This window comes from Legionella sp. PC997 (genome assembly GCF_014109825.1).
Classification (GTDB): Bacteria; Pseudomonadota; Gammaproteobacteria; order Legionellales; family Legionellaceae; genus Legionella.
On the sequence record NZ_CP059576.1, the window covers coordinates 935,494 to 949,160 of the forward strand.

Below are 13,667 nucleotides of genomic sequence, written 5' to 3' on the forward strand. Positions count from 1 at the left end.
TGAGTAAAAAGTATTTATTGCCTTACTTTAGAATTAAATTCTTCATACCTTTTAAGTTCTATTTGTTTTAATTATAGATATCTTTGGCGGGGTTAGTATGTTCATAGCGGTTAACAAAAAAGGTTAGGACAAAACCAAGTCCTAACCTACGTTCATTATTATTAATTTATTAATAACCTACCTGCCCATTTTGAGGGGCCATTTGGTTCTTTTTATATTTTCCTTGTGCTTGGGCACCTTGATAATTTACTTGTTTTTTTTGGTAAGTACCTTGACCACTTTGATAATTTACTTGGTTTTTTTGGTAAGTACCTTGACCACTTTGGTAATTTACTTGGTTTTTATGGTAAGTACCTTGACCGTTCTGATAATTTATCTGCCCTTTTTGGTAAGTACCTTGACCATAATTAAGCTGGGTATTTTGATGACCTAGCTGATTACTTTGGTAATTAACTTGGGAATGTCTATATCTTTTTTGATAATTTACTTGACCACTTTGATAACCGACTTGGTTGCTTTGATACCTCATGTGGCGGTTATAATACTTAGTATTTCCATATCCAACATAATTATTCTGATATCCGATATGTCTATTATAGTGTCTATAGCCGGAGTAATATCCTGTTCCAATTCCATATCCTAAATTGTTGGAGTAATACCCTACACCAGAATAATAATTAGGACTGTAACCATAACCATAAGAAGTATTATAGTAACGATAAGGGCTGTTATAGTAACCGCTATTCAAGCCTACCCCATAATAACTTCTTGTATACCCCGGTGAAACATAACCCGAAGAATAGGCATAATTAGTTCGATATCCAGGTGAATTCACCGTTTCCGTTGTAGTACAAGCACCTAGGCCAAGCATTGTTGAAGCAACACATACCAAATTGATAGTTTTATTCATTACAAACCTCCTTGTGATAAATGCCACTTTAGTGTAGTAGTTGATTTTAAATTAATCAAACTGGAATGTTATCAATCATTTACCTTATTAGTTGCGCAGGAGCTTATTTATATGATTCAACGTTTTATTACTTATAAATAATTATTCTGGAAAATTATGATTAAAAATGAAACGAATTGCGGGTAAATATTAGTTTGATCCTAGGATAAACCCTCAGAAAAAAACGGGAGCGCTGATGTATATTATAATTAAAAGAGTACATAGGGAGTTAGTCACTCGCTCCTATGGAACAGATAGGGAGATACAACATGACTACTCAGGTTGATATTTTATATGTAGAGGATGATGAAGTTGATATTGAGACGATGCAACGTGAGTTTACCAAAATGAACAAGGCAGTTGAGATTGCTGTAGCAAAAAATGGGAAACAAGCACTGGACATGTTATATGGACGTCATGGTCAAAATAAGATCAAGCCAAATGTAATATTGCTTGATCTAAATATGCCTCAAATGAACGGCATCGATTTTTTGAAAAAGTTAAGGAAGGGTTTTGATTTTGGGGATATTAAGGTTTTTGTGCTTACTAGCGTTTATACTACGGAAGAAAAACTCATTACCCGAGATTTACATGTATCGGGATGTATTATTAAACCTCTGCAGTATACGGATGCACTAAATATTTTGTGGTGTGCATCTGCAAGTGAAGAAATGTCAAAATTATTTTTTATGCAGTAAATAACCATATATTTCAGTATGGTTTCAAGTAATTAATTCTCATTATTCTTGAGTAAAAATAAAACATTATAAATGTTCGTTATTCAATTCTATTTTGAGATTTAATAAAATTTTTTATTTGCGTAAAACAGTAATGAAGAAATGTTTCGTTGATTTTTATTTTAGAGGCACCTTCTTGGTGATTTATAAGTTCAAGTAGAGAAGTATGGGTAGCTGAATTTAGAAGATGTAGCGTCTCTTGGGTATCGATTCCATATCGGTCTGAATCTAACCTTCCATTTCCATGTAATAAGCAATTTCGAATTTTAGAAATATCAAGTAAGGCGCTCCAGTACACACCACCAACATCGTATCCTAGCTCTCTAAGGGCCATTTCAAATCGAGATATGCTGGCCTTTTTCTTAATTGAATAAGCCCTGCACTCAAGATACAAGCCCGCTTCGAGTTGGGAATACATTTGTAAAAAAGTTGATTCAATCAGGAGGTTTAGACATTCTTGAGAGAGTTCTAGAGCATTTGCTTCGTCTTTTGATAGTTGTTGGCTAATTAGCTTGGATTGGAGATGCCGTATGTCATTTTGGATGGATGCTGCTATTAATTCGTAAGTATTTAGTTGATAATTAATTATTTTTAAAAATTTAAATTGATTCATCAATCATTATCCAAGATTATAAAAGTCTATCTATTTTCTAAATAGAAACATAGCTGCAGATTGTAACAAAATAATATTAAATAATTCAGCTAAAACAAGGACGAAAATGATTTTAATGAGCTTTTGGAGTTTTTTAAAAGAGCTATTTAATAATTGGAGTGAAGACAGAGTTTCAAGTAAAGCTGCAGCACTTGCATATTATATGTTGTTTTCGCTTGCTCCCATTTTATTAATTTGTATCTCTATTGTGGGGATGGTCTTTGGAGAGGAAGCGTCTCGTAGCCAAATCTTGTCTCAAGCAAGCAGTTTAATAGGAAGAGAACCTGCATTACAAATTCAGGAAATAATTCAAAATGCGAATAAGCCCAACAATTCCTTTGTAACAAAAATAGCAAGCTTTATTATCCTTTTGTTTAGTGCCTCGGGAGTATTCACGGAAATTCAAGTGGGGTTAAATGAGATATGGGGAGTTAAAATTAATCCTAACAAAACATGGTTTACCAAGATAAAAAACCGTTTTTTTCCTTTTGTAATTGTTTTAGGAGTTGCATTTTTATTATTAGTCTCCCTAATTTTCAGTACCTTTTTAGCAATTTTAGGTAAGTATTTAAATTATATTGTAGGTACAAGTATTTTAAGGGATTTTATAATCAGTCATGTGTTCTCTTTTGTTCTAATTACATTCTTATTTGCCATGACATTTAAAGTTCTGCCTGATGTGATTTTGAAATGGCGTGATGTGTGGTTAGGCGCATTAATCACTTCGGTATTATTTAGTTGCGGTAAAATTCTCATTGAGTTTTACCTGATTCAATTTCATAAATTTTCTGTATTTGGAGCTGCCGGATCGTTAATTATTATCTTGATATGGATGTTTTACTCATCTCAAATTTTCTTTATTGGAGTAGAAATCACCAAAATACTCTTTATAAATGAGGGCAAAAAAATTGTAATTATGAGAAATGCCATTAAAGAAAATAAGTAAATTAATACAGATCCCACCGCGAAGTTGAGCTAGGCTCCACCGTTTCATTTTTGGAGGTGGAATGTGAAGGTATTTGTTCAAACAAAGAACCAAAATAAGGGATATCCTTTAAAATTTCTCGAACTTCATTAGAATTTTTTGGCAATTTGCTGTAGCTGTGTTTTATCGGAGATTCGTCATTAGTTATATTAAGCGCAGTAAAAAGACGATTTATTCCATCTTTTGCAATAAAGTACGCGCTGCTTATCGCTAAGGCAGGTGGTAATAAAATAGAAACAACCCCTGCAGCAAGAATCGCCCCAGCCGCAATGGGGGCGGGGAGTAGTAAAAGGAAGAGAAGGGTTGTGGATATTGAGGCAATTAGAGGTCCTTTGCCTGGATCTAACTCCTTGTTCTGATTCGGGAACAGCCAATCCGTAAATTTCTCGGAGAGAGCGCCTGCTCCTAATAAAGTACCGCCAAGAACAACAACGGGAAAAACAAGGGCAAACATGGCAAGCAACAATGCAACTAATGCAACACTGACTAGCGCAGTGAAGGGCAATAAAAGTACAGCCAGTAGACCAGTTAGTGCGTTTTTCATCTTTATTTACCACGGCGGCGGTGTTTTTTATATTAACACAATGATTATTAAGCGATGCTTAAGTGCCCGCCAGGAGGAGCATATATCCACTTATTAAGCTATACTTTTGGGTATGGAATACTGAAGAAAAAATAATTATGCAAAGTAAATTGGATTCTAAACAATTAGTTACCGAAATCCGTCAAAATCTTTCCGATTGGCAGCATTCGGCGATGCCTCCACAATATCGACAGGCAAAGGAAGAACTAATTGAAGGCATAAAATTGCGTGTCAATGAATTAGAAGGGAATTTGTCGGATACATCCAAGGCCGAGCAGGCGCATAAATCTCTTTTAGATTTGCGTAGCAGTACAAACACAGCTCAATTGTTAAGTAATGCGGTAATAACGACTTATGAACGAACTAAGGATGAAAAGATTGATCCCAAGGCTGTGCTCAACAATGCAACAGATTCAATTAGGATCGCATGGAATTTGGCCACCGGATTTGCTTTTGATGATTCAAAATCCCTGAAAGATAAAGCGATAGGTTTTGCAAAAGCTTGCGTTCAAGGCACTATAGGCATGTGTCAAGGTGCACTAAAGGGATATGAAGAGGGCAAGGGTTTTTTTGATACTGCCGCGAAAATGTGGGCAGGAAGCTTCGACCAGGGTATGAAGGGATACAATAAATCACTTGCCATGAGTACTTTAGATGAGAAAGAGAGGGCCAAGCAAATCATAGCGGATATTAGAGCAGAGCATCGGAAAGTATTAGATGACCCTGATGAAAGTCCAATAAAAGAAGCGAGAAAAAACATCATCGAGGAAGAAGAAAAATATATAAAGACGTTGGAAGAAAATTTAACTTCAGACGTTTCTAAAGAAGCTCTCTCAAAGACAGTTCGTTCCCTAGAATTACTTCAATTGAGTAACGCTGCTACTTCCTTACAAAGCACCGGCTTAACATTCCTGCATCGCACGATCCTTGGAGAAAAAGAAAACGTATCTCCTGATGTTCTGGAGAAATTAGGAAAAGATACTTTAAATGTCACTAAAAATTTGAATCGAATTCTTGATGATTCAACACAAAGTTTCCCATCAAAATTATGGACCATGACTAAAGCTTATGCTGGCGCAGCAGTAGAAGGGTTAAAGTCCTTCTTTCAAGGCTTCGAAGGAGCTGGTTTAAAAGAAAAATCCGTAAATGCTTTAGTGAGTGGTTTTTCCGGTTTTATGAGTAAATTTTCTGAATCCCTTGCTCCCAAAACAGAGTCTCCAGAATTCGATGATGATGATGAATATGAATATATAGAGATGAGTCCTATGTCATCGAATCAAGTGGGGAAGGTACAGAAAGCTATATCAGAAATTCCACTAAGTGGATTGAAATCTCCATCTGATGAAAAAACTACAAAAGAAGACCCCAATCCAGACCTGCAAACTCCAACTGTCACTCAAAAGTAGGTTTTTAATATCATCTCTTATTAAGGTGATACTGAGCGCATGATAGGATTTTGTAATGAGATCAACGTCTCCGTTGATTGAATTTCTTCAATAAGCTGAATTTTATTGACTAAAAGTTGCTGTAAGGTCTCTATTGATTGACACATTACCTTAATAAAGATATTAAAATGATGGCCAATAGTGTAATAAGCTTCAATGACCTCCTCTAAATCTTCCAGTTTTTTTAAGACGGCCTGATAATCTTTCGCATGATTAAGAGTAATTCCAATGAAACAACAGACATCATATCCTAAACGTTTAGGGTTAACATGCACATGCACCCCTTCAATAATTCCTGCTTGACGCATTTTTTCTACTCGGACATGAATCGTAGCGGGGCTTACAGCATATTTTTTAGCTAATTCCGCATACGCAGTACGCGCATTTTTCATTAAGTCGTTAAGTATTTTTTGGTCCAGATTATCGATTTGATAATTTTCAAGGTCTTTCATGGCAATTTTTTAAATTATTTCTAATAATAATGCTATTTTAATGAATATTATTTTTCATATCTAGATTTATTTTAAATTTAGAACAAAAATACATAAAAAAAGCAATATAATATCAACTTTATTAATTTTAAAGGTAGTATTATGAAGCAGGCATTTATTGAAAAACAAAAACAAATAAGCTTTGTTAAGACTTCTTTTTCTCGCGAATTAGAACAAAGATTAGGTCTTATTGAAGTGCAAGGACCATTATTAACGTGTGTCGGGGATGGCGTACAAGATAATTTGTCAGGCACAGAGCAAGCAGTCTCTGTGAAAATTAAAGCCATGCCAGAACGTTCCTTTGAAATTGTTCATTCTTTAGCAAAATGGAAAAGGAAATTGCTCGCAGACTTTGGTTTTCAAGCTGAAGAAGGTATTTATACTCATATGAGTGCTTTAAGACCTGATGAGGAGGTATTAAGCGCAACCCATTCAGTTTTTGTAGACCAATGGGATTGGGAGCGGGTTATAAATGCTCATGATCGCGGTTTAAGTTATCTGAAAAAAACGGTTATTGAACTCTATGGAGCAATAAAGAAAACGGAAAAAATGGTGAGTGATTTTTATGGTTTAAAACCCTTTCTCCCTGAATATATTCATTTTATTTATACTGAAGAGTTGCTCGCGTTATATCCGCATTTATCCCCTAAAGAAAGAGAGCGGGCTATTACTAAGAAATATGGAGCAGTTTTTTTAATTGGAATTGGCGGTGCACTATCTGATGGCAAGCCCCATGATTTACGCGCACCGGATTATGATGATTGGAGTACAGTGAATGAAGTGGGTTTCACTGGACTAAACGGTGATATTTTAGTTTGGAATCCAATACTTTCAGATGTTTTTGAAATTTCTTCGATGGGTATTCGAGTTAATGAGTCCACCTTAAAATATCAATTGGCATTAACGGGTTGCCAAAACCGGTTGGATTTTGATTGGCACCAGAAATTAATCTCTGGTTCTTTACCTCAAACGATTGGAGGCGGTATTGGTCAATCTCGTTTGGTAATGCTGTTATTACAGAAAAAACATATTGGACAGGTTCAATGTGGCGTTTGGCCCGAAGCGATAGAAATTTGAATAACGATAGAGGGTTGCAACCGTAATCTAAGATACTGCAAAGTACTTGGATTACGCTACAAGTTCATTCGAAAAATCTTTATTTTTCCCAAAATATACTTATTTGTAATTCCGAAATTCATTTAATCAACTGTAATTTTTCAATTACAGAGCTCCTTTTTAATGGATAAGTAAATGAAAACATTCACGCAATAAATCGATTAGCTCAAGTGCAATGGAAGGGGGCTGATTTATTAACACAGTTTAAGAAGTCGAATGTAATAATACGTGATGTGATTATTAGACACGGTCAAACAAGCCTTTAGACACTGGCGAGCCTCACGAACAATGCGCGGGCAAATTCCTGATGAGTTATGGGAGCAGGTCAAGGGATTATTGGGTGATTATACTCCTTCGAAAATCGGCAGTCATTTAGGGATTAGTCCAATCCAAATCAGGAAAAAATTATTGCCTGTAGAGAAAACGGACCTGAAATTTGTTGAGGTAAAAGGAAAACCTACGGGGAGGCTTGATTCAGAGTTTCTATCGAATAACGATGCGCTTGGTAGTGTTGAACTTCATCGTCCCTGTGGCAGTATACTGAAAATCAATGCAGTGCCTCTGAGTAGGGTATCAAAACTCATTCTGGATTTCTGGAGCAATGATGCTGCAGATTACCCCACAACATCGCTTGTTACTTGCTGTTGAACCCATTGATTTTAGAAAAGGCATCGATGGCTTGAAAGCCTTATTCCGACAAAAGTTTCTTGATGACCCCTTCAGCCGCGGCGTATTTGTTTTTACCAATCGCATGCGAATGTGAACCAAAGAACCATTGGCCGCTAGTTTCTCTAAGACTGGGAATACCAACAACGCACAACCAGCTAATTCTTCCATCAGTTGCCATTGGGTAGATGTCGGAATGGGAAAACCAAGAAGTGATTGAACGTATTCTTGCCGATGAAATGGCATGGCCATGTAGTACTTTTGTAACGCCAAGATTGCTTTAAAACTCGGATGATATTTTTCTTTATCGACATGGGCTGGGATGGTGGCTGAAAAGATTTCATTACATAAAGCACATCGTAGCTTCTCAGTCCAGTATTTATCAACAGAGGCCAGATTTTGACCTTTGATGTTAATGAGGACGCCGGGATTGATGAAATAAAGTCTGCCGCCACAGCTATGTGGACATAGTTCACAGGCGCTCAGGAACTCTTACGGAATGGTGTGTTCCTGTACATTGATGTAGGCGGTATGCGGAAGGCGTCCATGTCCTTTAGGCTCTTTGGGCGCATGGCTCTCTTAATTTGATTGGCTCGGCGCAGGTTCTCCTGCAGCAGTGTTATTATGTTCTACCTTTGGAGATTGTCTTATTGGTTCGTGGTCTTATCTCTGTTGCCAAAGATAAACCGCTTTAAATTGGATACAGAGACTTTATGCTCGAGCAGTGCCCGCGGGATCCAAGAAGCCAGGTGAATACAACCAATGACAAACGGTTTTGTGCCCTCAGGTAGGTTGGATGAGTGCACCAATGCAACGATCTGCTCAACTTCTTCCTGAGATTTTTAATGACAATGGGTAATTCTTTTGCTGGTGTCATTAGCAACATTGCTCCTCTTAGGGGAGCAAGATTAGCTAGCAGTCTTAATAAAATCAATAGGTTGTGCTGAAAATAATGAATCAATGCTTTTTGGCTGCAAAGTCAGAAAGTATTTATAGTGTTCCATAAGTTAATCTGGATGGGGGAATATGTTGTAACGGTGTACTTTCATTTACTGTAATAACAATTTCCCTACGTGAAAAAATTGAATATGCTGATAATTTTTCATTATTTGTTACGTCTCGTCGTATTACCTTTAATGCCTCAATACAACGTGTAAATATATTAATGGTATCCTCCAGGTACTGATCCTGTTTTAATAAGCCAATATCTCGCAATAATTGCACGTGAATGTCATGATGAATTGGGGCGTGAAGCCCTTGCATATCAGCCAGCTTATTCGAAATGAGTTCCAATCTTTCAATAAAGCGTTGATATTCAAGATTTGCAATCTTTTTTTCTATATTCCAAAAATTAGCAGAGCACGTAGATATCCCGACTACAGGAATAAGAAGAAGCCAAGGTGTCAATATTGCAAGAGCCCCGTATAAGTCAACCTGCTCTCTATAATATCCTCTTGTTTCATAGTCAAGCACTTCTTTATGAGATTTCAAATATTGGTAGGCATCAACAGCACGATAAATAAAATATAATATAATAACTAGTGAACAACAAATAGATCCACCTGACATACTTATTGTTGCCGCCCTAAAACATGGATCAGCTTGTGGAGTGCGTCTTTGTAAGTCAGCTAAATAATCTTCCATCTGCTTAATCAAGCAATTCAAAACAAGCCTGTCATTATTTGAATGTTGGTAGTGATAAGTGATTGAAGATGAAGGAAAGGATTTCGAAATATTGCTCCTTGCTACTGTATTAAGCTTTGTGTCTGATTTTAAATTATCTTTGAACGCTCGCGGCATCTCCACTAATATGGAGTCCGGGATGATTTCTTGTCCTATCATTAAGACAAAGTCTTCGTCATTTTTATCACCACGATCTTCAACTATTTCTTTACCTTTTTCTGATTCAAAAGATCTTTGATCTGACTCGATAAAAGCATACCCCCTAGCTTCATAGGATAATATTTGATCTTTTGGTACGCTCACACTTTGCAGATATAATGCTCTTGGAATCATTCTTGGATTACATAAATAATTAGCTCTTACTAACTCGACCAGGCTAAGAGTTCCGCTATATCGTATATAAATACTTTTTACCATGGGATCATATTTGCCTTTTTGTTCTTCGAATAACTGAGCATAAGCACGTAAAAATTGTGCCCTCTCTCCGCTTTTAAGACAAAGCAAAATATGTTCTTGATCGCGGATAGGAAGTTGCCTATGCAACATAAAAGGTGTGATATTTTCATTATTGAAAAGATGTAGGTCTGCTCCATTTTTAAATAGTATTACTATGATCTGAATGTGCTTTTTTATAGACTCCTCATCTATTGGTTGTTCTTTCCTGCAATCCAGAAGTACCTGATAGCATTTATGCAATGCCGTATTACCATCATCATCAGCTTGATTAATAAATTCATTATCTTTATCTGAAATGACATGATGAAATAAGATATCTATAATTTTAAGCTGACCAAGCCAAGCTGTTTTATGTAAAAGTGTAGATTTATATATGTCACATGCAAAAATCAAAGTTTGTTGCTCGTCCTTTTTTGCCTGATTTAGTAGCTTGATAAAAATATCGCAAAATGAATCTTTTGCTGCATACCAAAAAACCGTTCTTAATTCATGGTCTTTTGTATAAATCACTTTATTATTTTTCATTTCATTAAATAAAAAGTTAGATAGTTCCTCATCACCAGTTGCTAAGGCCAGATGTAAAAGCGTTTTATTCTCTTCATCACAAGCAAATAAAGAAGCGGGCGATCGCTCATTGATTAACCTAACCAGGTCTATCACATCCTCGAAGTTATTTTCTTTAATAGCTTTAATTAATGCATCAACGAAATAGCGTCTCGTGTACATCCATAACTTCCTTAATTGTATATAAAATGTTTAATGTCTTTCAGTTTAATCGATAGATCAGAAAGCTCATAAGAAAAACATTGGTTAGTACTCTTTTAATTTCATATTATCTAGGGAGTAAAATGAAATTGAAGTATCAAAAATCAATCATATTATAAAACCAAACGCCCAAAGATATATAACTTCCTCAAATGAAAATTGGTTATATCCAGAGAAAGATATTAGATCTAGTTGCGATTTTTTGAGAGGAATCTTATTGCCTCCAAAGAATCAGCTGCATAAATTTGACACAATATCCTTAAGTGCACGAGTTGACGATGGCTCCACTTACCACCAGGACGCATTTGCTAAAAGCGTCCCTCATTTTACCTGTAGTGTTCTGTAAATGAAGACACTCTTTTCCCCATTCATCTTCGCATTGGAATTCATACTGGAGCTGTAGTGGGCGGAGTCATTGGCAAGAAAAAATTTGCCTATGATTTGTGGGGGAAAGCCATCAATATAGCAAGCCGTATGGAGTCTCATGGTGAGTCTGATCGAATTCATGTGAGTGAAGAAACTTATCAACTGCTGAAAGATCTTTTTGAATTTGAAAAAAGAGGAACCATTTTAGTCAAAGGAATAGGGGATATGCCCACCTATTTTTTAGTAAAGCCCAAATCCACCCAGTGATTTGAATAATTTCGATAATTTGTTGCTTCTTCTTATTAATCGTTACCCACTTATAAATTAAAGTACTAAAATTAATTTATGGACACACCTCATCATTACTTATATGGACATAAATTACAATATCGCAAGAAGTTCAATTATTTTAAAAGAATATGTGAACAAATATGCTTATATAGGATTAAGCATTTCGATTTGTAGTATTTTAATCGCTTCGCTGGTTGTGTCTTATCAAATCACAGGATTTGTCAATCTAAATGGTTTTATTAGGGCGCAAACAACAAATCCTGCCATTTGGATTCTTGATTTAACTCCTTTTCTATTTGCTTATTGGGGGCAATCATTTTTCCATGGATTGGTGAACACCACAGAATCACTTGTTGCAGATAAAACGGAAGCTCTTCTATATAAAAGTAGCGATCTCGAATCAAAACTAAAATATAAAAGTGAACATGATTATTTCACACAGTTACCTAATGCCTTTCTGTTTAGTGAGCAAATCAAACAAGCCATTGATAAAATGGAAGAATTACATGAGTTGGGGGTTATTATATTAAAATTAAATGATTTTAAGGTCATTCACGATAATTTCGGTGATTTTAATGCCAATAGTGTTTTAACCCAGTTTGTTAAAAAACTAAAAGATATGTTAATTAACCCTTTTATGCTCAAAGCGACTATGGGCATAAATACTATAGCTCGGATAGAAAGTGATGAATTTGCTTTATTGCTTCCTAGATTGAATGAACAGGTTAATTATAACACCTTGTTGAAAAACATTGTTGAGATAACGACTCTTGATTTTATAGTAGATGGTATCCATGTAAATATTGGTACCACGGCCGGAGCTGCAATTTATCCTCGTGATGGAGATGATAACGTTTCTTTAATCAGTCATGCACGAACGGCAGTTTTTCATGCAAGAAAGAAAGAAAAGCCTTTTGCTATTTATAATGCAAATATGGAAGAGGACTTTACTACCAACCGAATTGTGATGAATGCCCTGAAGAAATCTATAGAAAATCAGGAGATGAAAATCTATTATCAACCTGCTGTGGAGCTGAAAACAGGTAGAATCATTGGTGCTGAAGTCATGGTGCGTTTTGTACATGAACAATATGGCTTACTCAGTTTGGAAAAATTTATGCCACTTATTGAGCGATCGAGTTTAACTCAGCAATTAACCTCGTTCATGTTAATAAATGTTACGAAACAATTAGTACTTTGGCATCAGGCAGGACATAAAATTTTTGCATCGGTTAATCTTTCTGTTCAAGATGCGATTGATAAAAAATTACCAGAATTTGTAGAGAAATTACTTAAAGAAAATAAAATTGCTCCAGAGTATTTAACCTTAGAGTTTAATGAGCGAGCTTGTCTATCGGATCAGGAACAATCAATTGAAGTATTAAATCAATTAAGCAATTTAGGCGTGAAGCTAGCAATACATGATTTTTGTAGTGGGTATTCTTCAATTCTTTATTTAGCCAATTTGCCAATCAATGAAATAAAAATTGATAAGTCACTTATTTTGAACATGATTAAAGACAAGAGGAAGTCTAAAATTGTTGAAGCGATTGTTAAACTAGCACAAACCTTAGAGCTAGAGGTACTGGCTGATGGTGTAGAAAATAAGGAAATTAGAGAACAGCTGAAGCAATATGGTTGTAAATATGGGCAAGGAACGTATTTCTCAAACCAACTGAGTCCTTATGAGTTTATGGCTTTATTAAATTCAGGTATAAGATAAAAGGTTCGTGAAATGAAGGAGGAGACTTTATCCTCCTCGTTACTCACTCATTCATTTACTTTAGGTGTAAATCCAGACTTTTGATAATCATTGGTCGACGTGGAGGTTGTTTCTGTTTTTGGGGTATTAAAAATCCCTACTTTCCCTAAGGCATCGCTTAGAGCATGAGGGTCTTTAATACTAATAGAAGGTTGAGCAAGCGCACCGGACTCAGGTAATGGAATAGAGTATTTTTCCGGATTATTGTGATCAAGTGAAGGGTACGTTTTAGATATTCCATCTTTAGTTGCTGTTTTAGTTTGCAAAATTAGATTACTTATTTCTATGTTATCTGCAAACTTAATAGCCCCTTCGACATATTCGACATTCGCTGACTCTAAAATTAACTTAACCTCTTTTCCTGAAAAAAAGTCATTTAAGGTACCGTCAAATAAAAAGGGGGCCAACTCTTCTTTTCTGTGAGTACATAAATTTAAATCGCCTCTATAGGTTACTGTATCAAAGTCTTCACTCTGTTTAATGATTTTTAATAATCCAAGGAGTTTATTTTTTACATCGTTATTATCGTATTTTTCAGGAAGAGATTCTTCTAGTTTTTTTAAGTCTCCCGACTTTAAGCCATCCTTTTTAATTAAAGCAAAACCATTAACCATGGATTGGACTTTTTCATGATAACTTGAGATGACTAGTTCTTTTTTGGGAGTAACTGCGTAAGAAATAAAAATTTTAGGGGACATATCATAACCTCCCTTATTTATT

General features: G+C 35.6%; 14 protein-coding genes. 8 read left to right on the forward strand and 6 right to left on the reverse strand.

The window, feature by feature from the left end; genetic code table 11:
• Positions 1 to 169: 169 nt before the first annotated feature.
• Positions 170 to 910, reverse strand: coding sequence for a hypothetical protein (locus HBNCFIEN_RS03905; RefSeq protein WP_182392779.1), 741 nt, complete (start codon positions 908 to 910; stop codon positions 170 to 172).
• A 308-nt stretch (positions 911 to 1,218) separates the two neighbouring features.
• Here HBNCFIEN_RS03905 and HBNCFIEN_RS03910 point away from each other — a divergent pair, with 308 nt between their 5' ends.
• Positions 1,219 to 1,647, forward strand: coding sequence for a response regulator (locus tag HBNCFIEN_RS03910; protein ID WP_182392780.1), 429 nt, complete (start codon positions 1,219 to 1,221; stop codon positions 1,645 to 1,647).
• A 79-nt stretch (positions 1,648 to 1,726) separates the two neighbouring features.
• On the opposite strand, the gene HBNCFIEN_RS03915 is transcribed toward HBNCFIEN_RS03910, so the two are convergent.
• Positions 1,727 to 2,299: a hypothetical protein gene (locus HBNCFIEN_RS03915; protein ID WP_182392781.1), complete on the reverse strand. Its 573-nt coding sequence runs from the start codon at positions 2,297 to 2,299 to the stop codon at positions 1,727 to 1,729.
• 106 nt (positions 2,300 to 2,405) lie between these two features.
• On the opposite strand from HBNCFIEN_RS03915, the gene HBNCFIEN_RS03920 reads away from it, so the two are divergent.
• Positions 2,406 to 3,284, forward strand: coding sequence for a YihY/virulence factor BrkB family protein (locus tag HBNCFIEN_RS03920; RefSeq protein WP_182392782.1), 879 nt, complete (start codon positions 2,406 to 2,408; stop codon positions 3,282 to 3,284).
• A 1-nt stretch (position 3,285) separates the two neighbouring features.
• Here HBNCFIEN_RS03920 and HBNCFIEN_RS03925 read toward each other — a convergent pair whose 3' ends face one another.
• Positions 3,286 to 3,867, reverse strand: coding sequence for a hypothetical protein (locus HBNCFIEN_RS03925; protein WP_182392783.1), 582 nt, complete (start codon positions 3,865 to 3,867; stop codon positions 3,286 to 3,288).
• 137 nt (positions 3,868 to 4,004) lie between these two features.
• Between HBNCFIEN_RS03925 and HBNCFIEN_RS03930 the strand changes: the two genes are divergently transcribed.
• The gene (locus HBNCFIEN_RS03930; RefSeq protein ID WP_182392784.1) at positions 4,005 to 5,312 is read left to right on the forward strand and encodes a hypothetical protein; all 1,308 of its coding nucleotides are present in this window, start codon (positions 4,005 to 4,007) and stop codon (positions 5,310 to 5,312) included.
• Between the two features lie 20 nt (positions 5,313 to 5,332).
• On the opposite strand, the gene asnC is transcribed toward HBNCFIEN_RS03930, so the two are convergent.
• Entirely contained in the window at positions 5,333 to 5,803 is a 471-nt protein-coding gene (asnC, locus tag HBNCFIEN_RS03935) for a transcriptional regulator AsnC (RefSeq protein WP_182392785.1), read from the reverse strand.
• A 141-nt stretch (positions 5,804 to 5,944) separates the two neighbouring features.
• Between asnC and asnA the strand changes: the two genes are divergently transcribed.
• The 3 genes from asnA to tnpB all read left to right on the forward strand — a co-directional run bounded on the left by asnA (position 5,945) and on the right by tnpB (position 7,721).
• Complete coding sequence (gene asnA, locus HBNCFIEN_RS03940; protein WP_182392786.1) at positions 5,945 to 6,919, forward strand: aspartate--ammonia ligase; 975 nt, start codon at positions 5,945 to 5,947, stop codon at positions 6,917 to 6,919.
• A gap of 327 nt (positions 6,920 to 7,246) precedes the next feature.
• Entirely contained in the window at positions 7,247 to 7,606 is a 360-nt protein-coding gene (locus tag HBNCFIEN_RS17660) for a hypothetical protein (RefSeq protein ID WP_182392787.1), read from the forward strand.
• On the forward strand, positions 7,563 to 7,721 hold the full coding sequence (tnpB, locus tag HBNCFIEN_RS17840) for an IS66 family insertion sequence element accessory protein TnpB (protein WP_370530118.1): 159 nt from the start codon (positions 7,563 to 7,565) through the stop codon (positions 7,719 to 7,721). The genes HBNCFIEN_RS17660 and tnpB overlap by 44 nt, the downstream gene beginning before the upstream one ends.
• 893 nt (positions 7,722 to 8,614) lie before the next feature.
• Here the strand turns inward: tnpB and HBNCFIEN_RS03955 are convergent.
• Positions 8,615 to 10,489, reverse strand: a complete 1,875-nt coding sequence (locus HBNCFIEN_RS03955) for an ankyrin repeat domain-containing protein (RefSeq protein WP_182392789.1) — start codon at positions 10,487 to 10,489, stop codon at positions 8,615 to 8,617.
• A gap of 441 nt (positions 10,490 to 10,930) precedes the next feature.
• On the opposite strand from HBNCFIEN_RS03955, the gene HBNCFIEN_RS03960 reads away from it, so the two are divergent.
• A complete protein-coding gene (locus tag HBNCFIEN_RS03960) occupies positions 10,931 to 11,161 on the forward strand; it encodes an adenylate/guanylate cyclase domain-containing protein (protein ID WP_255464330.1) in 231 nt (76 codons plus the stop codon).
• Between the two features lie 103 nt (positions 11,162 to 11,264).
• The gene (locus tag HBNCFIEN_RS03965) at positions 11,265 to 12,908 is read left to right on the forward strand and encodes a bifunctional diguanylate cyclase/phosphodiesterase (RefSeq protein ID WP_182392790.1); all 1,644 of its coding nucleotides are present in this window, start codon (positions 11,265 to 11,267) and stop codon (positions 12,906 to 12,908) included.
• A gap of 47 nt (positions 12,909 to 12,955) precedes the next feature.
• On the opposite strand, the gene HBNCFIEN_RS03970 is transcribed toward HBNCFIEN_RS03965, so the two are convergent.
• Positions 12,956 to 13,645 (reverse strand): hypothetical protein, encoded by a 690-nt coding sequence (locus HBNCFIEN_RS03970; RefSeq protein ID WP_182392791.1) that lies wholly within the window; start codon positions 13,643 to 13,645, stop codon positions 12,956 to 12,958.
• Between the last annotated feature and the right edge of the window lie 22 nt (positions 13,646 to 13,667).